Genomic DNA, 20,955 nt, shown 5'->3' with positions numbered 1-20,955 from the left:
TCTCAGAAAAATAGTCCAGCAAACCAGACATGGCAAACCTCCCAACAGAAGCTGCCTGCCTATCGAGTCCCAATGGCCCTGATCCGCAAGGACTTTTTCAATATGCGATTCGCCTGCCCTCGTGGGGAGGGGCAGGGGCGGGGGGCCCAGGAGTCCAATTCTCAAAGACCTGAGCCCGGGGACCCCCACCCTTAATCCCTCCCCACAAGGGGGAGGGAAAAGAACCCGATTCTGCATGACCGCCCGCCGCCCGAGCGGCAGACAAGTCCCCTCATCTCCCCGTTGCTTATCCAGCAACGGGTCCCTTCTTCTCCCGCTGAAGGAGCGGGAGAAGACAGGCCGCGCGTCGCAAGATCACATGATTCGACTTGAGCGCTCTTCGCTTTAGAGAAAGGGTATTACGCATCTGCGGGTGGCCGACGAATTAGTCTTATGCCGCGCCGATGAACGACTTATAAGCGGATCGCAACACAATTGTTAAGAATGTAGGCGTCGTGCACCCAGTTGTGGTACAGGGTCTTGATCTGGAGCATGGTCCGCATAAGCGGAACCCGCCTTTGCGGTAAGAGCATGCTCCGGCATATGAGTTGGCGCGTGTTCTTATCGATCAGGTGATTCCGCCTGAGCGGAATACGCGCCGGGGGACCCGATCTCGTCCTCCATCCACTGCTTGCCCCGGAGATACTGGAACGATGCGGTGCAATCCGGGGGCGGAAGATGGCCCCGGTCGAGGAAGGGTTTCAGCCGCTTCAGGGCGTCGATGGTGATGAGCGGCAGGTCGAGGGAGGCGATTTCGTCCAGCGTCAGCCAGGACAGGGCGAGGAGTTCGCCGCCGCCATCGTGGTGCGGCCGGTCGATGTTGGAGAGGTTTTCGGCATCGGCCACGAAGAAGCGGGAGTCAAAGCGCCTCGTGCGGCCGGGCGGCGTGATTGCGCGCATGAACAGGGTGAGGCCCGAAAGGTTCGGCGCGTCCTCCGGCCGGCTGCGGCCGAACAGCAGGCCCGTTTCCTCCCAGGTCTCGCGCAGGGCGGCATGGGCGAGGCCGCGGGCGCGGGCCGCGCTGGGCTTGCCGCGCATGCGGTGGAGGAGCTTGGCCAGCGTGGCGGGGTGGAGGTCCCGGCCCGGCTTCACCCGGCAGTCGGCGGCATCAAGCCTTCCGCCCGGAAAGACAAATTTATTGGGCATGAAGGAATGGCCCTTGGCCCGCCGGCCCATGAGGATGCGCGGCGCGCCCGCGCCACCCCGCACCAGCATGAGAGTGGCGGAGTCCTTCGGGGGCTGCACCCTGGCATGGAGCCTGGAGCCGGCGAATTCCGGGTGATCGTAGGTCATGGCCCTGCGGGATGCACGCCGTCGCGCTGCGCCGGGTCAAAGCCATGCATGCGGTTCGCCCATTGCAGGCCGACGATCGCGCCCTTGACGGCGGGCATGAGGGCGAAGGTCATGGACAGGGTGACGGCGGTCCAGATCATCACATGGGTCGAAACGTCCGGATGCCAGATCTTCTCCACCACGAGCACCAGCGGCACCACAATGTGCCCGACGATCATCATGGTGAAATAGGGCGGCGCATCATCGGCGCGGTGGTGGTGCAACGCCTCGCCGCAGGAGGGGCATGCATCGGCCACCTTGAGATATCGGCCGAACATCCGCCCCTCGCCGCAGGCCGGGCAGGAACAGGTGATGCCACGCCACATGGCCTGCTTCCATGACCGGGGCTCCGCGAGGTGGAGGGTGGGGGATTTGACGCTGACAGTCATGGGATCCGAGGATGGGGGAGGGGGCGGTCGAATTGAAGATGGTTTTGGTCTGCGCGACGGTCTGCCGCAAGGAGCTGAATGAAGCGGCGGGCTTGGGCAATACGCGAAAAGTGTTGAAAGCGACATGCACGTTCCTGTATTGTTCCGAAAATCTATTGCGGCGCCTGACTCCCGGAGTAAGACGGATTTCAGCTTGGAGAGAATCAATGGCTCCCGTGACTGTTGAACTGTGCGCAGGGGCCGGTGGTCAGGCGCTCGGCCTTGAGCAAGCCGGTTTCGAACACGCAGCTCTCTTTGAGAACGACCGCGCGGCGTGTGCAACGTAGCGCAAGAACCGGCCTCACTGGAACGTCATTGAACATGATCTTTTCCAGAGTTTCGACTGGTCGAAGCTCAGGGGTGTCGATCTGCTTGCGGGCGGGTTGCCTTGCCCTCCATTCTCTGTCGCGGGCAGGCAACTTGGCGAAGCCGACGAGCGCAATCTGTTCAACGTGGGTATCAGTCTGGTTGACCAGTTGCAGCCAACAGCGGTGATGTTCGAAAATGTGAAGGGTCTGCTCGATCCGCGTTTTGCGGCTTATCGCGCGATGATCGATCAGCGGCTCGATAGGCTTGGCTACAGGCCGCGCTGGGCGCTCTTGCATTCCTCGGATTTCGGCGTCCCACAGCTGCGCCCCCGCGTTCTCCTGGTGGCCATCAGGAAATTTGCCGCCGAGAGATTTTCCTGGCCCGGCGAGGCGGAGAAGGTGGCGCCCAGGACCGTGGGAGAGGCGCTCTTCGGACTGATGTCGGCGAATGGTTGGCGGCAGGCCGCAAGATGGAAAGAGGCCGCCAACCGGATCGCTCCAACTGTTGTCGGCGGCTCAAAAAAGCACGGCGGTCCCGATCTTGGTCCGACCCGTGCCCGCGAGGCCTGGAAGGAACTGGGCGTGAACGGGCTTGGCATTGCAAATTCAGCGCCGGAACCGGATTTCGAAGGAATGCCAAAACTCACCGTTCCGATGGTCGCGAGGTTACAGGGCTTTCCGGCCGATTGGGAATTCATGGGTGGAAAGACGGCAAGCTATCGACAGGTCGGCAACGCGTTTCCGCCTCCGGTCGCCGCAGCGGTAGGCCGACGGATTCTTGATGCTGTTTCGATGAAGAGCATCACCAATCTCGCTGCGGCGGAGTGACATGGGGGCAAAAGACAAGCTCCGGGCGCATTTTCTCAAGAATATCGGCCGCGTGATGGAGGTCGATGAACTCAGGCGCATGTTGAACATGCCGGCGATCCGTTTGGGCGGCATGTAAGTCTTGCCCGGCTTGAAAAAACGGCCGCGTGTTCATGCACCGCTTCGCTCACCGCCGGGTGCTGGCCGTGCGCCGGAGCCTCGCCCGCCGGTCAAGCGGCGAAAAGCGGCTTCTCGTCCAGCGTGGGGGTGCGGCGGACCAGATCCAGCGCGTCATGACGTATGTGGTTATGCTTCATTTCCTGCCGCAACATGGCTTCGCTCACCAGTCCCCTGTCGAGGCATTCGCGCAGCAGCGCGAAGAACAGACGTTCCTGGTTGGGATCGGGGTGCGACTTGTAGCTGCCCAGCAGGCCATAGTCGCCGAACAGGCTGCGCCGCAGCCGGTGGTAAAGGTTTTTCGGCGTGAGTCCATGTCGCGATTCCGGCGGCCGGAAATCGACCGGGAGCCCCGACTTCCAGGGCTGGGTCTGACGCTTCGTGTTGTGGATCATGCGGGTTTCGGGGGTGAGCCGGTCGAAGTCGTTCCACACGCTCTCGAGCGGGGCGATCTTGTCCTGCGGTTCCGTCAGCAGGGTGATCCATTTCATGTAATCGCGCTTGAAGGCGAACATTTCGTCGAAGTTCTCACGCAGGTTCCAGTGGGTGAGCCGGGCGTTGTCGAGCAGCATGACGCTGGATGCCCAGGCCGCCTCCTTGCTGCCCGTGCGGTGGCGCGCGAGAATGGCCGCGTCCCCCATGTCGCGCGCCAGCAGCTCGTTGATGCTGGAAATGCAGAAGACATCCGGATCGACGACCAGCGAGCGCCCCTCGTGACGCATGATCTCCGGCGGTGCGAAACGAAGCACGGTGAATGATTGCAGATCGTCGTTGAGCCAGCGGCGCTTCAGCCCGTCGCGGAGGAAGAGCTTGCCTTCATAGTCGCGCATCCAGGAATAGGACGCGGTTTCGATGAGCTTCACCTCGAAGGCCGACGGATCGGCGGCGAAGCGCCCGAAGGAGTATTTCGAGACGATCGCGCCAACGATCTGCTTGGCATTGGTGTGAACGAAGACGGTGGGTTTCATTGTGTGACGCGGCCTGCTGTGGGGACTGGGGGACAATGGCGGATGACCGGTTCAGCCTCCGCCCCGGCCAGCAGGCGCAGCCGACTGGCCACGAGGCCAGTATCGTCCGGCAGCCTGCCGCCAGATGGTTGGGGAGGCATGCCGAGCGGCACTGCGAAGCCGCCGGCGTAGAGCATGCCCAGGGCATGGCGGAGGTCGCGCGGGCGCAGCAGGTCGCTCGCCCAGTCCTTAAGCCCTGCAAGGCCGCGGCGGCGCGGAGGTTCGGCGATGACGAGCGGCTTGCCGAGGCGCGCCACCTCAATCAGCATGGACAGGCTGTCGGCGGTGACGGTGAAACTCTCGCCATGCGCCAGAAGGCCAAGATAGGCATTCGCTGTGGCGTCCGGCCGCCAGACATGCAGGCAGTCCTGCGGGCGGAGCATGGGCCGCAGCGTCTCGACCACGCGGGGCGGCGTGCGCGGCGAGGTGGAAACATGGATGGTGCCCCCGGCCGCGAAGCCGTCGCGCATCTGGCGATAGATGCCTGAAACGAAGCCGGGTTCCAGCTTGCGCTGGCCCATGTCACCGCCAACCAGCAGAACGTGGATCGGGCGTTGGCCCGCGCCGAGTGTCCGTGCCAGATCGCGCCCGGCCTGGGCGATGCTTGGGGGATCGATGCCGATGAGCGGCGCGCGGATGGAGAGCACGTTGGCGCGGTTCTGTTGGCGGTAATAGGGCGGCAGGACCACGAGATCGAAATCCCGGCCGCGGCCCTTGGGTGCGTTGAACAAGGCAATGCGCGTGGCGCCGCCCGACTGCTTCTTGATCCACAGTGCGACACAGGACAGGTGCCGTCCGATGACCAGCACAATGCCGGGCCAGGGCCCGCAAAGCCTGTCCGAGCGCTCTCTGTCAACGCCATCAAGGCTCGCCCGCACCATAGGCTTCCGCCCAAGATTGGCGCCGTGGAACACGATGTGGCGGCCTTCAAATGTCAAACCTGAAGCCTCGGCAGCCCTCATCACCTGCCGGTTGTCACCCGATTTCGGCCCCGTCAGAACCCACATAACGGCCAACTCCACCTCCACCGGACGCCGGGATCAAGACGAAATGACGACGCAAGGCGCGGCCCGCACCAAGTGCTTAGGATACACACAAGGGGCCTGCCGCACAACACGCCCGGCGTGTCGGGCTCCGGACCAGGCATCGTTACCGAAGGGGGCGATTGTCCCGGCCCGGCGCTGCGCCACGGAGATCGCGGCTGGCGGCGGCCTTGCGCGATTTCGCCATGATGAAACGGCGGGCGCGATGATCACCGCACCGGTGTGCGCGGTGAGCGCTTATGGCCCCCGGGCTTCTTGCCCCGGAGGGGCTTGGCCCCCGCGCGCGCGGCGCGGCGGTTCGCGGGTTTTCCCTCCTTGCCTTCGGAGACCACCTCGAAGCGCATGCCGCCGGAAACCGGGGTGGCCTCGACGAGCCTGACCTCCAGCCGGTCGCCCAGCTGATAGGTGTCGCCGGAGCGTTCGCCGGTCAGGGCGTGGCGGGCCTTGTCGAAGACGAAATATTCGCGGCCCAGCGTGGTGACGGGCACGAAGCCGTCAGCGCCATTCCCGTCCAGCTTCACGAAAAGCCCGGCGCTGACCACGCCGCCGATGCGGCCCCGGAAGGTGGCGCCCGTATGGCCCGCGAGATGGGCGGCGATCAGCCTGTCGATGGTCTCGCGCTCGGCCGCCATGGCGCGGCGCTCGGCATCGGAGATCATCTCGGCGGTTTCGGGCAGCCTCGCGATGTCGTCCGGGCTCAGGCCGTCGGGGCCGAAGCCCAGCGCGGTGATGAGAGCGCGGTGGACGATCAGGTCGGCATAGCGGCGGATGGGCGAGGTGAAATGCGCATAGCGGCGCAGCGCCAGGCCGAAATGGCCCTTATTGACGGGGTCGTAGATGGCCTGGGCCTGGGTGCGGAGCACCATTTCATTGACCACGTGCTGATAATCCTTGCCCTCAACCTCCTTCAGCAAGCTGTTGAAATGCCTGGGGCGCACGACCTGGCCCAAGGGCAAGTTCATGTTCGCGGTGCGGAGGAATTCGGCCAGTGCGCGGAGCTTTTCCTCCGACGGCTGGTCGTGGACGCGGAAGAGCAGCGGCGTCCTGCGGTTCTCCAGCTCCTCGGCGGCGGCGACATTGGCCTGGATCATGAATTCCTCGACCAGCTTGTGGGCGTCGAGGCGTTCGGGCGTCACCACGCGTTCGATGAGGCCATGGGCGTCGAGCACCAAACGGCGCTCGGGCAAGTCCAGCTCAAGCGGTTCGCGGGCATTGCGGCCTTTCAGCAAGATGGCATAGGCCGCCCACAGGGGCCGCAGCACGCGTTCGAGCAGCGGCTCTGTCTTGTCATTGGGGCGGCCGTCGATGGCGGCCTGCGCCTCCTCATAGGCGAGCCTGGCGGCCGAGCGCATGATGACGCGTTCAAAGCGGTGCCCGGTCTTGCGGCCCGACCTGTCGAAGCTCATGAAACAGGCCAGCGCCGGGCGCTCCTGCTGCTCGCGCAGGGAGCAGAGGTCGTTCGAGATGCGCTCGGGCAGCATCGGCGCCACGCGGTCCGGGAAATAGACCGAATTGCCGCGGATGCGCGCCTCGCGGTCAAGTGCGGTACCCGGCCGCACATAGGCCGCGACATCGGCAATGGCGACGATGACATTGGCGCCGCCCGTGGCCCCGTCGATCTCGGCCCACACGGCGTCGTCATGGTCGCGCGCGTCCTTCGGGTCGATGGTGAGGAGCGGCACGGAGCGGAGGTCCGTGCGGCGCCCGCGCGCGAAGGGCTTGAGGCTTTCAGCCTCCTTCAGCACGCGCTCCGGGAACGCGTTCGGAATGCCGTGGTGGTTGATGGCGATCAGCGAAATGTTGCGCTGGTCGTTCATGTCGCCCAGCCGCCCGCGCACCCGGGCCGAGGGCAGGCCGTGGCCGCGGTCCTTGATGATTTCCGCCTCGACGAGCTCGCCGTCGAGCGCGCCGTTCTCCTCGCCCTTCGGCACCTGCAGCTCGTGGCGGGCCTTCTTGTCCACCGGAATGATGCGCGCCCCAAGGCCCGGCTGCACGCGGAACACGCCCAGCACCTTGCCGGAACGGCCCGGCAGCAGCTTGATGACCCGGCCGCGGAACCTGTAGCGGCCATCCTTCGAGGGCTGGATCCTGGCCAGCACCCGGTCGCCCTTGCGCGGGGCCTTTTCCGCCCCCTCGATCACCACATGCGGCGGCTTGCCAGCCACGCGCTCGTCCCATTCCACGGGTTCGGCATAGGCCTCGCCGTCGCGGTCGGCGCCGATGATTTCGAGCACGGTGACGGGGGGCAGGGCGGAGCGGTCGATCAACCTGCGGGCGCGCTTGGCCAGCAGGCCCTTCTCTTCCATGCCCCTGAGCAGGGCCTTCAGCGCCACCTTGTCGCCGCCTTTGATGTCGAAATGGCGCGAGATCTCGCGCTTGCCCAGGATTGAGGGGGAGGACTGGATCAAGCCCAGAACATCGGCCTCGCTGGGGAGCTGAGGCTTGGCAACTGGCCTGGCGGCCTTCGTTGGTTTGGACTTGGGAGCGGGGCGTTTGGCCATGGATCAAGGTGTAGCGCATGTTCCGATCAGGTGGAATCACCTGATCGAAAAGAACAAGCGCCAGATTAATGGCTGGAGCATGATCTTATCGCAAAAGCGGGTTCCACTTTTGCGGATCATGCTCTGGCCGGTTTTCGGGGCCGAAATCCAGCGGTTTGGCGGGCGTTTCCGGGTCAGGCCTGCGTCAATTGCGTTGGATAAAATCCTTGAAAGTCATCACAGGAACGCAATCTTAAGGCCATCATCTCTGAGTGTGGGCTTCCGGTTCGGTTTATTCGGGAGCCCGATTCAATGTTCTGGACAGGTGCCGTGAAAATGCCGGTCGCGAAGAAGCAATATGGGGCACTGCCGTGGCGCTACAGCGGCGGAAGGCGCGAGGTGCTGCTGATCTCGTCGCGCGACACGGGCCGCTGGGTGATCCCCAAGGGCTGGCCGATCAAGGGCCTGTCCCCGGCTGAAACCGTGGCACGCGAGGCTTATGAGGAAGCGGGGCTGGGCGGCCAGGTGAGCGAGAAACCCATCGGCCAATTCGAATATGGCAAGCGGCTCGAGAACGGCAAGGTGCAGCCGACAAGGGTCGAGGTCTTCGCCCTCGAACAGATGATCCAGCACCCGGACTGGCCGGAGCAGGGCCAGCGGAAGCTGCGGTGGTTCTCTGTTCCGGACGCCGCGGAGGCCGTGGAGGAACCGGAGCTCAAGGTGATCATCCGGAAGCTGAAGTAGAACCGCGAGGACTTTCCTCCACCCCCCATCGCTCCCTCTGCACCTCCCATCATCGCCGCCTTCCCGCCTCCCATCATCGCCGGGCTCGTCCCGGCGATCTTTTGTGAGCGCCGGAAAAGGATGCCCGCGACGAGCGCGGGCATGATGAGTGGGGGGGTGGGGTCCGCCTACGCCGCTTCCTTCGGCGTCTTCGTGACCTTCTTCGCGGCCTTCTTCGCTGGCTTCGCGGGCGCGGCCTTTTTCGCAACGGCCTTCTTCGCCGGCGCCTTCTTCGCCGCCGCCTTCTTGGCGGGCTTCTTCGCCGGGCTCTTGCCCCCGCGTCCGGCGATCAGCGCCACGGCCTCGTCGATGGTGAGTTGCTCCGGGTCCTTGCCCTTCGGCAGGGTGGCGTTGACCGTGCCGAACTTCACATAGGGGCCGTACTTGCCCTTCATCACCTGGATGTTGCCGCCGCCTGACGGGTGGGGCCCTAAATCCTTGAGCGCGCCCGCCCTGGGGCGCTGGAAGCCGCGGGCCTTTTTCTCGGCAAGAATATCGACAGCGCGGTTGATGCCGACCGTAAAGACATCCTCCGGGCTTTCGAGATTGGCATAGGCGCCGTCATGCAGCACGAAGGGCCCGTAGCGGCCGAAATTCGCCACGATGGGCTTGCCCGTCTCGGGGTGGAGACCCACCTCGCGCGGCAGCGAGAGCAGTTTCAGCGCCTCTTCCAGAGTGATGTCCTCGGGCTTCCGGTTGCGCGGGATCGAGGCGCGCTGCGGCTTCTCGCCCTCCATAGCCTCGCCGAGCTGCAGGTAAGGGCCGAAGCGGCCAGCACGGCGCGTGACCTTCTCGCCGGTCTCGGGATCGACACCCAGCAGCACGCCCTCGGCGGGCATGGCGTCGGCACCCTCGGCACCCGGGGTCATCGGCCGGGTGTATTTGCACTCGGGGTAGTTCGAGCAGCCGATGAAGGAGCCGAACTTGCCGAGCTTCAGCGACAGCCGGCCCCCGCCGCAGGACGGGCAGGCGCGGGCATCGCCGCCATCTTCCCTGGGCGGGAAGATATGCGGGGCGAGAATGTCGTTCAGCGCATCGAGCACATTGGTGACGCGCAATTCCTTCACGTCGTCCAGGGCCGCGGTGAAGTCGCGCCAGAAGTCGCGCAGCACCTGCTTCCAGTCGATCTCGCCGGCCGAGACCTGGTCGAGCTTCTCCTCGAGGCCGGCGGTGAAATCATATTCGACGTAGCGGCGGAAGAAGCTCTCGAGGAAGGCGGTGACGACGCGGCCCTTGTCCTCCGGGATCAGCCGCTTCTTGTCGAGCCGGACATAGCCGCGGGTGCGCAGCGTTTCGAGGATCGAGACATAGGTCGACGGGCGGCCGATGCCCAGCTCCTCCAGCTTCTTGATGAGGGAGGCCTCCGAATAGCGCGGCGGCGGCTCGGTGAAATGCTGCACGCCCCCGATCTTCCTGACCCCGATCGAGTCGCCGCGCGCCATGGCGGGCAGGCGCTTCGAATCCTCGTCCTCGGCATCGTCCAGGCCCTCCTGATAGACGCGCAGGAAGCCGTCGAACCTGACGACGGAGCCATTGGCCCTGAACGCATAGCGCTTGCCATCCTTGCCATCGGCGCCGATGTCGGCGGTCGTGCGCTCAAGCTCGGCGCTCTCCATCTGGGAGGCGATGGTGCGCTTCCAGATCAGCTCATAAAGCGCCAGCTGGTCGTCATCCAGCGCGCGGCGCACGTCCTTGGGCTGGCGCGACATTTCGGTGGGGCGGATCGCCTCGTGCGCCTCCTGCGCGTTCTTGGCCTTGCTGGTGTAGAGGCGCGGGGCGGAGGGCAGATAGGGTTCGCCGAAAGTCTTCAGGATGGCGTTGCGGGCGGCGGCGATGGCTTCCGGCGCCATATCGACGCCGTCGGTCCGCATATAGGTGATGAGGCCCACCGTCTCGCCGCCCAGTTCCACGCCTTCATAGAGGCGCTGCGCGATCTGCATGGTGCGGGCCGACGAGAAGCCGAGCTTGCGGGAGGCCTCCTGCTGCAGGGTGGAGGTGCGGAAGGGCGGATAGGGGTGGCGCCGGGCGGGCTTCGATTCAATCGAGTCCACCTTGAAGGGCTGGCCCTTCACCGCCTGCTCGATGGCGCGCGCCGTGGCCTCGTCCTTGATGCCGAGCCTGTCAAGCTTCTTGTCGGCGATGGAATTGAGCGCGGCCTGGAATTCCTCGCCCCTGGGGGTCACGAAGACGCCGTCGATGGTCCAGTATTCCTGGGCGCGGAAGGCCTCGATTTCGAGCTCGCGGTCGCAGATCAGGCGCAACGCCACCGACTGTACGCGGCCGGCGGAGCGCGAACCGGGAAGCTTGCGCCACAGCACCGGCGAGAGCGAAAAGCCGACGAGATAATCGAGCGCCCGGCGGGCCAGATAGGCATCGACCAGGGGCACGTCCACCTCGCGCGGGCGCCGCATGGCTTCCAGCACCGAGGACTTGGTGATGGCGTTGAACACCACGCGCTGCACCGCCTTGCCCTTGAGCGCACCCTTTTTCCGCAGCACCTCCATGACATGCCAGGAAATGGCCTCGCCCTCGCGGTCGGGGTCGGTGGCGAGGATCAGCCGGTCGTCGGTCTTCAGCGCCGCCGCGATGTCAGAGAGGCGCTTGGCCGACTTGCCATCCACCTCCCAGTCCATCTCGAAATCGGCTTCAGGACGCACGGAACCATCCTTGGCGGGCAGGTCACGGACATGGCCGTAGGAAGCCAGGACCTTGAAATCCTTTCCCAAATACTTATTGATGGTCTTGGCCTTGGCCGGAGATTCAACGACGACGACGGTCATGCAGGTTCCCGATCAGGTTTCACGGCGTCATATAGGCATCGTCCCACGGGTTCAAGCCGTGGGAACTTTTCTACCCCTCACAGTCTAAATTCAAGGTTAGGTTGCTTTTATTTCACAATAGCACGCGTAGAGTGCAATCCCGGAAAGTGACGCAACTGGAGGACGGCATGAGTAAACGGCGCGGCGCAGCCCCTAAACTTGCCCCGGTGCCCGTGGATTCGGCGCGGCAGGAACTGCCCAGCCTGGAGCAACGCCAGCGTGAGACCGCCGAATATCTCGCCGACATGATCCTTGAGCTGCGCAACCTCGCACGCTCCGTTCAGCTGCACAGCGTCATGGTTCCTCTCGAATTCGCCTATTATGAGGCCTTCGGCGTCGCCCACCGGGTGGAGGTGCCCAAGAGCGAGGCGGAGCGCCTCAAGGAGCTCTCCAAGGCGGCGGAACGTTTCGATCAAGATCCGGCGACTGGCCGCGTTTAAGGAGCGTGTCCCTCTGCCCCCAGGGGCTCGGCATGGGCGATGACGCGGCGGATGCCGGGAAAGCGGTCCTTGAGGGCGGCCTCGACCCGGTCGATCGAGTCATGGACCTGCTCCACCGTTTCGGCGGGCGGGCAGCGGCAGTGATAGTGCAGGAACAGCCCTTCCTCGTTGCGCCGCAGCCGCACCTGATGCACGTCGCTTAGCCGCGGATGCGCGGCGGCAAGCCGGAGCAGGGCGCCTGACACCTCCTCGGCAAGCTGGCGCGGCGCATCCTCGCCCTGCAGCATGCGGTCAGGCTGGGGCTCGATGTGGCTTTCCACCTCCACGTCCGCGCCCAGTTCATGGCGGATCGCATCCTCAAGGCCGGTCGCAGTGTCATGCGCCTCGCCCAGCGGCATGGAGCCGTCGACCTCGAGATCGAAGCTGATGGCCAGGCTTCCGCCGATCTGCTGGGCATTGAGATGGTGGATGGCGAGGTTCCGCCGGCTGGCGATGAGCATGACTTTCTGGAACACCGTCTCGCTGTCGAGCGCCACCGGGTTGGCCGTCACCGTGATGTCGGCGTTGGGGAAGCGTTCCCGCACCGCCGCGGCGATCGCATCCTTGGTCCTGACGATGTCGTCGATCGGCATGGTGCGGGCAACCTCGACCACGATCGAGGCGAACATGGTGGCCCCCGCGGGCCTGAGCCGGACCGACTTTAGCGCCAGCACCCCGTGGACGTCGTTGACCAGCCCTCGCACGACCTCCGTGGCGCCCGCCGGGGCGGCGTCCAGCAGGGTGTTCATGGTGCGCGCGCCCAGTTCCCAAGCGGCATGAGCGATGAAGGCCGAGACGATGAGGGCGGCAATCGAGTCCGCCGCCGGAACCCCGGCCCACACCGCGCCGAGGCCCGCCAGCACCACGATGGAACTCCACATGTCGGAGGAAAAATGCAGGGCATCGGCCTCCAGCGCCTCGCTGGAGGTTTTCTGCGCCACGCGCTTCAGGGCCCGCGCGCGGTTGTGGTCAATGATGATGGAGCCCGCGATGATGGCCACCGCCCACCAGGTGACCTCCACCTCATGCGTCTCCCCGCCGAGAAGCCGCCGGATCGCCTCCCAGCAGATCCAGGCGGTGGTGAGGAAGAGGAGGGCGGTCTCCACCAGCGCCGTAACGCTCTCGATCTTGGCGTGACCGTAGTGGTGCTGGTCATCCGCCGGCTTGTCGCTCACCCTGAGCGCGAGATAGGTCATGATGGTGGCGCCGAAGTCGATGAGGCTGTGGATCGCCTCGGACAGGATGCCCAGCGAGCCGGTGAACAGGGCGGCGATGAACTTGGCGCCCGCCAACACGGCGCTCGCCCCCATGGAGATGAGCGCGACCGATTGCTTTTCGTGGCTGTGCCCGTTGTGGCTGTGCCCATGGTGGCTGTGCATGGCCCTGTCTAACCCCCGCCCGTGACGGTCTCAAGCCATACCTTTCCGGCATGCGGGGCAGCGGGATGGGCAGTTGCGGATCAGCCCCGAAAAATGCTCGTTTGTTAGGCAGAATCATGCCGGCCGACGTCTCGACCACCGATTTTCCGCTGCCGCGCCGTGCGGGAGCCTATACATTCGCATCGCTTTTCGCGGTGGAAAGCTTCGTGCGCTCGCTCAACTCCACCGTCATCTCGCTGCAGGCCTATGATATTCTCGGCGCGGCGCAGAAGGTGAGCGAACTTTCGACCGTGGTGTCGCTCTGCGTGCTCTCGGCAACCCTGCTGCTGCCTTTGCTGCTCGGCCGCATGCGGCGGCGCTGGGCCTATACGCTGGGCATCGCCATGATGATGGCGGCGAGCCTGGCGCTCGCCTCCCACCTGCTGGCGGGCCAGGCGCTGGGCATGCTGCTGAGGAACCTCGGCGCCGCCGTGCTCAACATCACGCTGCAGCTCTACATCATGGAGAACATCAGGCGCACCGATCTCGCCCGCTCGGAGCCCATTCGCCTCAGCCTGTCGACGGCCTCATGGACCATCGGACCCGCCCTCGGCGTCACGCTCTATGTCAGCTACGGGCCGTGGGGGCCGCAGCTTGTCGCCATTGGCGCGGCGGCGGCCTTGCTGATCCTGTTCTGGTGGCTGCGGCTTTCGGACCATGCGGCGGCGCTGCCCCAGGACAACCCCGAAGGCTTCAATCCGCTGGTCAACGTCCGGCGTTTTCTCGCCCAGCCGCGGCTCCGCCTCGCCTGGCTCATTGCCTTCGGGCGCTCCTGCTTCTGGACCACGTTCTTCATCTATGGGCCGCTGCTGCTGGTGGAAGCAGGCCTCGACAAGCGGGTGGGCGGCTACATGATTTCGGGGAGCCAGATCCTGCTCTTCACCGCCTGGTTCGCCGGCCGCTTCGCGCGAAGCTTTGGGGTGCGCGCCGTGCTCGTGGTGGCCTTCACGGTCTGCGCCGCAGCTTCGCTGGCGGCGGGGCTGGCGGGCACCGCTTCGCCCTATGTGGCCATTGCCTGCCTGCTGGCGGGCTCGGTTGCGGCCTCCGCCATTGACGGCGTGGGCGGCATTCCCTTCCTCAGGGCCGTGCGCCACCATGAGCGCCAGAAAATGGCCGCCGTTTACCGCACCTACATCGACTGTTCGGAACTGATCCCGGCCTTCATCTTCGCCATCGCACTGCTGTGGCTGCCGATCGGCGCGGTCTTCGTCATCCTCTCGGGGTGGCTGGCCGTCGTTGGCTATTTCGTCTGGCGCTACCTGCCGAGGTCGCTGTAGCGCATGTCCCGTTCAGGCGGAACGTCTGGACGGGACATGCGCCAGGTCCAAGGCTTGAGCATGACCTTGTCGCAAAAGCGGTTCCACTTTTGCGGATCATGCTCGAGCAGGCTTGCGGCAAGAGCCCCGGCGGAGACTGCGGAATACTGCTGCGTGGGGTGAAGGCATTTTGCTTGACGCGCAGGCCGCCGCCGCGCGAGGAAAAAGGAGAAACGGCAGGGGAGGGGAGATGCCACAGAACATCGTCGTGGGCCACAGGCAACTGATGGCCGAAGCCGAGGCGGAAGTGGAGAGCGTTTCCGCCGCCGAGGCCATTGCGGTGCTGGGCCAGCCCAACATCGCGGTGATCGACATCCGCGACCCGCGCGAGATCGAGCGTGAGGGGCGCATCCCCGGCTCCTTCCATGCGCCGCGCGGCATGCTGGAATTCTGGGTGGACCCCGAAAGCCCCTATCACAAGCCGATCTTCGCGGAAGAGAAGAAGTTCATCATCCATTGCGCGTCCGGCTGGCGCTCGCTGCTTGCCACCCAGGTCTTGCGGCGCATGGGGCTCAAACCCGTGCTGAACCTCAAGGGCGGCTTCTCCGCCTGGAAGGAGGCGGGCGGACCGGTTGAGACAGTCGGGAAGAAGGCAGACAAGCCATGAGCAACATTCACCTCGTCATCGGCAACAAGAACTATTCCTCATGGTCGCTGAGGCCATGGATGGCGCTCTCCATGGCGGGCATCCCGTTCCGCGAAACGGTGATCCCGCTCGACACGCCGGAAACGGCGAAGCTGATCGCTGAACATTCCAGGGCAGGCCGCGTGCCGGTGCTTTATCACGGCCGCCGGGTGGTGTGGGAAAGCCTCGCCATCATGGAATATCTTGCCGAGCTCTTTCCCGAAAAGAACCTCTGGCCCAAGACCATCGCGGCGCGCGCCGTTGCGCGCGCGGTGGCGAACGAAATGCATGCGGGTTTCAGCGCGCTGCGCAATGCCTGCCCGATGAATATCAGGCGGCCTCCGAAGCCCGTGCCGCTCGACGACAAGGCGACGCGCGACATCGCGCGCATCGAACAGCTGTGGCGCGACTGTCGGGCCAGGTTCGGCAAGGGCGGCAAGTTCCTGTTCGGCAAGTTCTCGATCGCGGATGCCATGTACACGCCCGTGGTCTCGCGCTTCGAGACCTTCGCCGTTCCCGTGGCGGAAGACACCCGCGCCTATATGGACACCATCCTCTCGACGCCCGCCTTCAAATCATGGCGCGAGGCGGCGCTGAAGGAAACGTGGATCGTGCCCGCCGACGAGGTGGACTGAAGCTCAGTGCGAAGCGCGCGCCGGAGCGGCGATGGTTGCGCCGTTATGCGTCCAGTGGATGCCGCATTCGGTCTTGGCCGAGCCTGCCCAGCGGCCCGCGCGCGGGTCCGCGGCGTCTCCGCCGGCTTGCGTGCAGGGCTCGCAGCCGATTGAGAAATAGCCGATCCCGGTCAGCGGATGGCCCGGCAGGTCATGGGCCTTCATATAGGCCGCGATGCCGAGGGCGGAGAAGCCGGCGAGCGGCTCCACCTTCAGCCGGCCATCGGCAATCGACAGGAAGTCGAGGGTTGCCCGCGCCGCGCCATGGTAGCGCTTGCGGCCGGAGATGGTGACGTCGAAGCCTTCGAGCGCCCTGGCGAGCGGAACGGTCTTGCGGATGCGGCAGCAGGCGTCGGCATCGGTCTTGTGCAGCGTGCCCCCGGCATCCCCCGCCGCGAGGTCCGCCTCGTCCGGCTTGATGATGCGCACACCCGTCAGGCCGAGGCGGTCGATCAGCCTGGCGCGGTAGGAGAGCGTTTCCCAGAAATGCTTGCCGGTGTCGAGAAAGATGACGGGCGCTGCCGTGTCGACCTGCGAAACCATGTGCAGCAGCACCGCCGACTCCGCGCCGAAGGAGGAAACCACGGCGGCCCTGCCCGCGAAGTCCCGCAGGATGGGGCCGAGCAGCTCACGGCCCTCGAGGCCCGCATAGCTTTCGAAGACCGCCCGGTCCATGACGGCGCTCAACCGGCGTGCGGCTGTTCGAGCCAGGGTTCGGCGTCGGTGTGGCGCTCGGTCCAGATTTCGGCCTCGGACCCGCGGCGGAACAGTCCGCGCTGATAGGCGAGCGACATCTGGCGGGAGGCCTTCCGCCACGTCTCCAACGGGAAGCGCTCGCCGATCTCGAAGGCATCGAAGCCCACCTGCAGCATGAACTGCAGCTGGTCGGGCAGCACGTTGCCGGTGGCGCGCAGTTCCTGCGCGTAGCCCATTTCGCGTAGGCTGCGCGCGATCGAATAGGCCCGCCCGTCATTGAAGGCGGGGAAAGGCAGCACAATGAGCGACAGGCGCGGCAGGACGTCGCCCAGCGCCTCGGGCCTGTCGGTGTTGGAGAGCCTCACGCCCAGCCTGCTCCCGCGCGCCGACAGCCCGGCCCAGTCCCTCAGCAGCCGCGCCAAAGGCACGATCACGTCGCCGGTGCCCGGCAAGTCGCCATCGGCCTCAACGCTGATCCAGCTGTCAGGCGTCAGCACGTTGTTCTTAAGCAGTGGCATAGAGCGCCTCCTTGAAGGGCCTGGGTCCCAGACGGCGGTAGGTGGCGAGGAATTCCTCGCCCGCCTCGCGATGTTTCAAATAGGTGTCGAGAATGGTCTCGATGGCATCCGCCACCTCATGGCCGGCGAAGCCCGGCCCAAGGATCGTGCCGATCGAGGCGTTCTCCGCGGAAGAGCCGCCGAGCGTGATCTGGTAAAATTCCTCGCCCTTCTTGTCGAGGCCCAGAATGCCGATGTGGCCCACATGGTGGTGGCCGCAGGCATTGATGCAGCCCGAGATGTTGATCTTGAGCTTGCCGATCTCGTCCTGCTTCTTCGAATCCGCGAACTTGCGCGAGATCGACTGCGCCACGGGGATCGAGCGCGCCGTGGCCAGCGCGCAATAATCGAGGCCGGGGCAGGCGATGATGTCACCCGCCAGGCCATGGTTCGCCGCCGCGAGACCGGCCTCCGCCAGGGCCTGCCAGACGGTGAAAAGATCATCCTTCCGCACATGCGGCAACACGATGTTCTGGGCGTGGCTGACACGCAGCTCGTCATTGCCGTGGCGCTCGGCCAGGTCCGCCATCACGCGCATCTGACCGGCGGTCGCGTCGCCGGGAATGCCGCCCTCGGGTTTGAGCGAGATGTTGACGATGGCATAGCCATCGACGCGGTGCGGGCCGAGGTTGTTCTTCGCCCAACGCGCAAAATCGGGGCTGTGAAGCTTCGCCTCCTCGAAGGATGCCGACCAGCGCGGCAGCTTCTCGAAGGCGGGGGGAGCGAAATAGGCGGCGATGCGCGCAAGCTCGCGCTCTTCCACGTCCGTCGCCGGGTGCGGGCGGCGGGCATATTCGGCCTCAACCTCCGCCTTGAACCTCTCAGCGCCGATTTCGTGAACCAGGATCTTGATGCGCGCCTTGTACTTGTTGTCGCGCCGGCCATGAAGATTATAGACGCGCATGATGGCTTCGAGATATCCGATCAGCTCATGCTGGGGCAGGAAGTCCCGCACGGTCACGCCCACCATGGGCGTGCGTCCCAGGCCGCCGCCCACGATCACCTCCCAGCCCGCGGCGCCCGCCTCGTTCTTGTGCAGCCGCAGCCCGATGTCATGCACCTTCACGGCGGCGCGGTCATGCGGAGCGCCCGTCACCGCAATCTTGAACTTCCTCGGCAGGAAGGAGAATTCCGGGTGCAGCGAGGACCATTGCCGCAGCAGCTCACCCACCGGACGGGGATCGGCGATTTCATCGGCGGCGGCACCGGCCCAATGATCGGTCGTGACGTTGCGGATGCAGTTTCCGCTCGTCTGGATCGCATGCATCTCGACGTCGGCCAGCGCGTCCAGAATGTCCGGAGCGTCCTCGAGCTTGATCCAGTTGTATTGGATGTTCTGGCGGGTGGTGAAATGGCCGTAGCCCTTGTCCCATTTCCCGGCAATCCAGGCGAGCTGCCGCATCTGCCGGCCGGACAGCGTGCCATAGGGAATGGCGACGCGCAGCATATAGGCATGGAGCTGCAGATAGAGCCCGTTCATCAGGCGGAGCGGGCGGAACTCGTCCTCCGTCAGCGCACCCGACAGGCGGCGCTCCGTCTGGTCCCTGAACTGGTTGGTGCGTTCACGGACGAACTGGTGGTCGAACTCGTCGTAGCGGTACATCTCAATCACTCTCCCTCGGATGCGGCAAAACCCGCACCCTTGCCCTCGGCCTGCTTGCCGAGGTCCAGTCTCACGGTGGGGCCAAGGGCCCGCATGCGCTCGCGGATATGCGCTGCACGCACCCGCCCGTCGAGGCGCTCGGCTTCGACGAGGTAGGACCCCGTCACGATGGTCTTCCTCTCGTCCTCGCGGGCGCGGGCCTCGAGCGCGGCGGCTGCCTGCGGCTCCTGCGCCAGCACGGCCTCATCGATCGTCTCGCTCCACGCGCCCCCGCGGGTGAGGAACACGGCGATGCCGTCGCGCAGGCGGTTGGCGGTCACGAGCTGGCCCTTTTCCGGGGTGGTCATGATGCGGCTCTCAAAATCTCTTCACGAATGTCCTCGCGGACGGGGAATGCGACCACTTCGGCGGGCTTGAGTGCCGAAACCGATGGGATGGTTTCGAAGGCCAGGCCCTCCGCGGCGACCGACACGGTCTCCTCAAGCGACACGTCGTTGACCGACAGCCGCACGACGAGCTTGCCCGCCCTGGCCTCGGCCAGCAGCACGTCAGTGGCGCCGTCATAGAGTTCGCCCCTGACGGCCATGCGGACGGCGTCGCGGCGGGCGAGTTCGAGTATGGCGCGGGGCGCGGCACGGTCATGCACGATGAGGTCCGCTTCCTGCAGCTTGCGCTGCGCCTTGATGGTGAGGAGTTCGGGATCGTCCGAACCGAGGCTCACGAAGCTGACCCGGCCCCGCGGCGCCTGGGCCTCCGCGGCGAAGAGGTTCTCGACACCGGCGAGGTAGCCGCAGGTCGATCCCGCCAGGAAGGCCTCGCGCACGTCGCCGAAGAAGAAGCGGCTCCAGAAGGAACGGCGGCGGTTGCCGGGCGGAATGGCCCCGGCCACGCGCTCGCGCAGCGCTTCGGCGGCCCTCGCGAGCTCGCCCAATGCCTGCGGCAGCATGGCGTCGATGCGCGCCCGCAGGCCCTGGCCGAGGATGGGGGCCGTGCCCTCCGTGCCGATGGCCACCACCACGGGGTCACGGTCGACGATCGAGGGAACGATGAAGGACGAAATATCGGGGTTGTCGACGGCATTCACCGGAATGCCGAGCGCCCGGGCATCCTCCGCCACCCGCGCGTTGAGCGCCGCATCGGCGGAATAGACCAGCGCGGCGCCCTCCAGCAGCCCGGCGTGATAGCCGCGGGCGATCCAGTTGACGCGCGGCTCGGCTTCGAACTCCGCATGCAGGGCCGGGGCGATCACATTGATCACCGCGCCCGTTTTCAGCAGCAGGCGCACCTTGCGCAGCGCCTCCTCGGCGCCGCCCACCACGATGACCGGCCGGTTGTGAAGGTCGATGAAGATCGGAAAATACCGCATGTCATCCGCTCCTGCTGCTGCCCGTTCGCTCTTCCAAACGTTCGGTCTTCCGGACGGGTCTTGAGCCAGGCCGCGAATTCGTTTGAACTTCAGGACGAAAACGCGGTATCAAGAGGCCTGCGGAACACCCATTCATCTGGTTGTTCGTTTTAACGAACACCAGTTTTAAGTTCAGGATGACGAAATGTCAACGCGCCGCGGCAGGAAAAACGCTCCCTCACAGGACTTTGACCCGACGCCCTCGCTGGGCAAAACCATCCAGCGCCTGCGCAAGGCCTACAATATGTCGCTGGGCGACCTGTCGGAACAGTCCGGCGTGGCCAAGTCGATCATCTCCCAGATCGAGCGCAACGAAACAAATCCAACCCTATCGACCGTTTACCGGCTCTCCCGGGCGCTCGACACGACGATCGACGAGGTGCTGCGCACGGAAGGCGCGCAGCTTTTCCTGGAGCACCAGTCGAAGTCTGGCGTGCCCATCCTCGAAAGCCAGGACGGGCTGTGCCGGCTGGCCATCGCCGGCCCCCTGAACCTCGTCGAGCAGGTGCAGTGGTATGATTTCCGCGCAAAGCCCGGCGGGGTTCTCGAATCCGACCCGCATCCGCAGGGCACGGTGGAGCACCTCTATATGCTGGCCGGCGAAGTCGAGGTGACGACGGGCGAGGAGACGCGCCGGGTGAAGCTGGGCGAAACCCTGCGCTTCCGGGGCGACCTGCCGCACAGGATCGTCAATGTGGGTGAGGGCGAGGCTCATGCCAGCATGGTGCTGGTGCTCCGCCAGATGGGCCCGTCCGACAACAGCGGCTGAGGCGGGCGAGGCGCGGTGCGCCAGATCAAAAGCGTGAGCATGCTTAGAGCGGCGGGCGGTCAATTGACTCCATTAAAGCATCGGGCGTTCAACTGAAATCAGAATACCGTTTATGCTCCTCTTATGCCGTCATTCCGGCGAAGGCCGGAATCCCGCTTTGCGTCAGCACGCGTTGAAAGAAAGCTGGATT

General features: G+C 65.3%; 19 protein-coding genes and 1 pseudogene. 8 read left to right on the top strand and 12 right to left on the bottom strand.

Annotation, left to right across the window (positions count from 1 at the left end; translation table 11 throughout):
* Window positions 1-600: 600 nt before the first annotated feature.
* Together IOC69_RS04610 and IOC69_RS04605 are read right to left on the bottom strand one after the other, a co-directional pair.
* Window positions 601-1,332, bottom strand: a complete 732-nt coding sequence (locus IOC69_RS04610) for an NUDIX hydrolase (protein WP_290542359.1) — start codon at window positions 1,330-1,332, stop codon at window positions 601-603.
* Window positions 1,329-1,760 carry a DUF983 domain-containing protein gene (locus IOC69_RS04605; RefSeq protein WP_290542358.1) on the bottom strand — a complete coding sequence of 144 codons (432 nt, stop codon included), beginning with the start codon at window positions 1,758-1,760 and terminating at the stop codon, window positions 1,329-1,331. The genes IOC69_RS04610 and IOC69_RS04605 overlap by 4 nt, the downstream gene beginning before the upstream one ends.
* Before the next feature lie 11 nt (window positions 1,761-1,771).
* Between IOC69_RS04605 and IOC69_RS04600 the strand changes: the two are divergent.
* Window positions 1,772-2,935: pseudogene (locus IOC69_RS04600) on the top strand (DNA cytosine methyltransferase).
* 209 nt (window positions 2,936-3,144) lie between these two features.
* Here the strand turns inward: IOC69_RS04600 and IOC69_RS04595 are convergent.
* The 3 genes from IOC69_RS04595 to rnr form a co-directional block, all read right to left on the bottom strand.
* Window positions 3,145-4,059, bottom strand: coding sequence for a hypothetical protein (locus IOC69_RS04595; protein ID WP_290542357.1), 915 nt, complete (start codon window positions 4,057-4,059; stop codon window positions 3,145-3,147).
* Window positions 4,056-5,105 (bottom strand): ELM1/GtrOC1 family putative glycosyltransferase, encoded by a 1,050-nt coding sequence (locus tag IOC69_RS04590; RefSeq protein ID WP_290542356.1) that lies wholly within the window; start codon window positions 5,103-5,105, stop codon window positions 4,056-4,058. Before IOC69_RS04590 ends, IOC69_RS04595 begins: the two co-directional genes overlap by 4 nt.
* Before the next feature lie 245 nt (window positions 5,106-5,350).
* Window positions 5,351-7,642, bottom strand: coding sequence for a ribonuclease R (gene rnr / locus IOC69_RS04585; RefSeq protein ID WP_290542355.1), 2,292 nt, complete (start codon window positions 7,640-7,642; stop codon window positions 5,351-5,353).
* Here rnr and IOC69_RS04580 point away from each other — a divergent pair.
* The gene (locus IOC69_RS04580; protein WP_290542361.1) at window positions 7,584-7,955 is read left to right on the top strand and encodes a hypothetical protein; all 372 of its coding nucleotides are present in this window, start codon (window positions 7,584-7,586) and stop codon (window positions 7,953-7,955) included. The two genes, rnr and IOC69_RS04580, sit on opposite strands and share 59 nt — an antisense overlap.
* A 2-nt stretch (window positions 7,956-7,957) precedes the next feature.
* Window positions 7,958-8,365 (top strand): NUDIX hydrolase, encoded by a 408-nt coding sequence (locus tag IOC69_RS04575; RefSeq protein WP_290542360.1) that lies wholly within the window; start codon window positions 7,958-7,960, stop codon window positions 8,363-8,365.
* A 167-nt stretch (window positions 8,366-8,532) separates the two neighbouring features.
* Here the strand turns inward: IOC69_RS04575 and topA are convergent, their stop codons facing one another.
* Window positions 8,533-11,184 carry a type I DNA topoisomerase gene (topA, locus tag IOC69_RS04570; protein ID WP_290542354.1) on the bottom strand — a complete coding sequence of 884 codons (2,652 nt, stop codon included), beginning with the start codon at window positions 11,182-11,184 and terminating at the stop codon, window positions 8,533-8,535.
* Between the two features lie 167 nt (window positions 11,185-11,351).
* Here topA and IOC69_RS04565 point away from each other — a divergent pair, with 167 nt between their 5' ends.
* Window positions 11,352-11,663: a hypothetical protein gene (locus tag IOC69_RS04565; RefSeq protein ID WP_290542353.1), complete on the top strand. Its 312-nt coding sequence runs from the start codon at window positions 11,352-11,354 to the stop codon at window positions 11,661-11,663.
* On the opposite strand, the gene IOC69_RS04560 is transcribed toward IOC69_RS04565, so the two are convergent.
* Complete coding sequence (locus IOC69_RS04560; protein ID WP_290542352.1) at window positions 11,660-13,081, bottom strand: cation diffusion facilitator family transporter; 1,422 nt, start codon at window positions 13,079-13,081, stop codon at window positions 11,660-11,662. The genes IOC69_RS04565 and IOC69_RS04560 overlap by 4 nt on opposite strands.
* 116 nt (window positions 13,082-13,197) lie before the next feature.
* Here IOC69_RS04560 and IOC69_RS04555 point away from each other — a divergent pair, with 116 nt between their 5' ends.
* The 3 genes from IOC69_RS04555 (at window position 13,198) to IOC69_RS04545 (ending at window position 15,696) form a co-directional block, all read left to right on the top strand.
* A complete protein-coding gene (locus tag IOC69_RS04555; RefSeq protein ID WP_290542351.1) occupies window positions 13,198-14,397 on the top strand; it encodes an MFS transporter in 1,200 nt (399 codons plus the stop codon).
* 229 nt (window positions 14,398-14,626) lie between these two features.
* A complete protein-coding gene (locus IOC69_RS04550; RefSeq protein WP_290542350.1) occupies window positions 14,627-15,043 on the top strand; it encodes a rhodanese-like domain-containing protein in 417 nt (138 codons plus the stop codon).
* The gene (locus tag IOC69_RS04545) at window positions 15,040-15,696 is read left to right on the top strand and encodes a glutathione S-transferase family protein (protein ID WP_290542349.1); all 657 of its coding nucleotides are present in this window, start codon (window positions 15,040-15,042) and stop codon (window positions 15,694-15,696) included. Before IOC69_RS04550 ends, IOC69_RS04545 begins: the two co-directional genes overlap by 4 nt.
* A 3-nt stretch (window positions 15,697-15,699) precedes the next feature.
* Here the strand turns inward: IOC69_RS04545 and IOC69_RS04540 are convergent, their stop codons facing one another.
* The 5 genes from IOC69_RS04540 to IOC69_RS04520 are packed head-to-tail and all read right to left on the bottom strand — an operon-like array spanning window position 15,700 to window position 19,957.
* Window positions 15,700-16,410 (bottom strand): phosphoadenylyl-sulfate reductase, encoded by a 711-nt coding sequence (locus IOC69_RS04540; protein WP_290542348.1) that lies wholly within the window; start codon window positions 16,408-16,410, stop codon window positions 15,700-15,702.
* A gap of 8 nt (window positions 16,411-16,418) precedes the next feature.
* On the bottom strand, window positions 16,419-16,949 hold the full coding sequence (locus tag IOC69_RS04535) for a DUF934 domain-containing protein (RefSeq protein ID WP_290542347.1): 531 nt from the start codon (window positions 16,947-16,949) through the stop codon (window positions 16,419-16,421).
* Window positions 16,936-18,591 (bottom strand): nitrite/sulfite reductase, encoded by a 1,656-nt coding sequence (locus IOC69_RS04530; RefSeq protein ID WP_290542346.1) that lies wholly within the window; start codon window positions 18,589-18,591, stop codon window positions 16,936-16,938. Before IOC69_RS04530 ends, IOC69_RS04535 begins: the two co-directional genes overlap by 14 nt.
* 5 nt (window positions 18,592-18,596) lie before the next feature.
* Window positions 18,597-18,938 carry a DUF2849 domain-containing protein gene (locus IOC69_RS04525; RefSeq protein ID WP_290542345.1) on the bottom strand — a complete coding sequence of 114 codons (342 nt, stop codon included), beginning with the start codon at window positions 18,936-18,938 and terminating at the stop codon, window positions 18,597-18,599.
* Window positions 18,935-19,957, bottom strand: a complete 1,023-nt coding sequence (locus IOC69_RS04520) for an NAD(P)-dependent oxidoreductase (protein ID WP_290542344.1) — start codon at window positions 19,955-19,957, stop codon at window positions 18,935-18,937. The genes IOC69_RS04525 and IOC69_RS04520 overlap by 4 nt, the downstream gene beginning before the upstream one ends.
* 184 nt (window positions 19,958-20,141) lie before the next feature.
* Between IOC69_RS04520 and IOC69_RS04515 the strand changes: the two genes are divergently transcribed.
* Window positions 20,142-20,765 carry an XRE family transcriptional regulator gene (locus tag IOC69_RS04515; RefSeq protein ID WP_290542343.1) on the top strand — a complete coding sequence of 208 codons (624 nt, stop codon included), beginning with the start codon at window positions 20,142-20,144 and terminating at the stop codon, window positions 20,763-20,765.
* Window positions 20,766-20,955 lie beyond the last annotated feature (190 nt).

This window comes from Aestuariivirga sp. (genome assembly GCF_020252405.1).
Lineage (GTDB): Bacteria > Pseudomonadota > Alphaproteobacteria > Rhizobiales > Aestuariivirgaceae > Aestuariivirga.
Note: the sequence above shows the minus strand (reverse complement) of the source record. Positions and strands in the feature narration are given on the sequence as shown.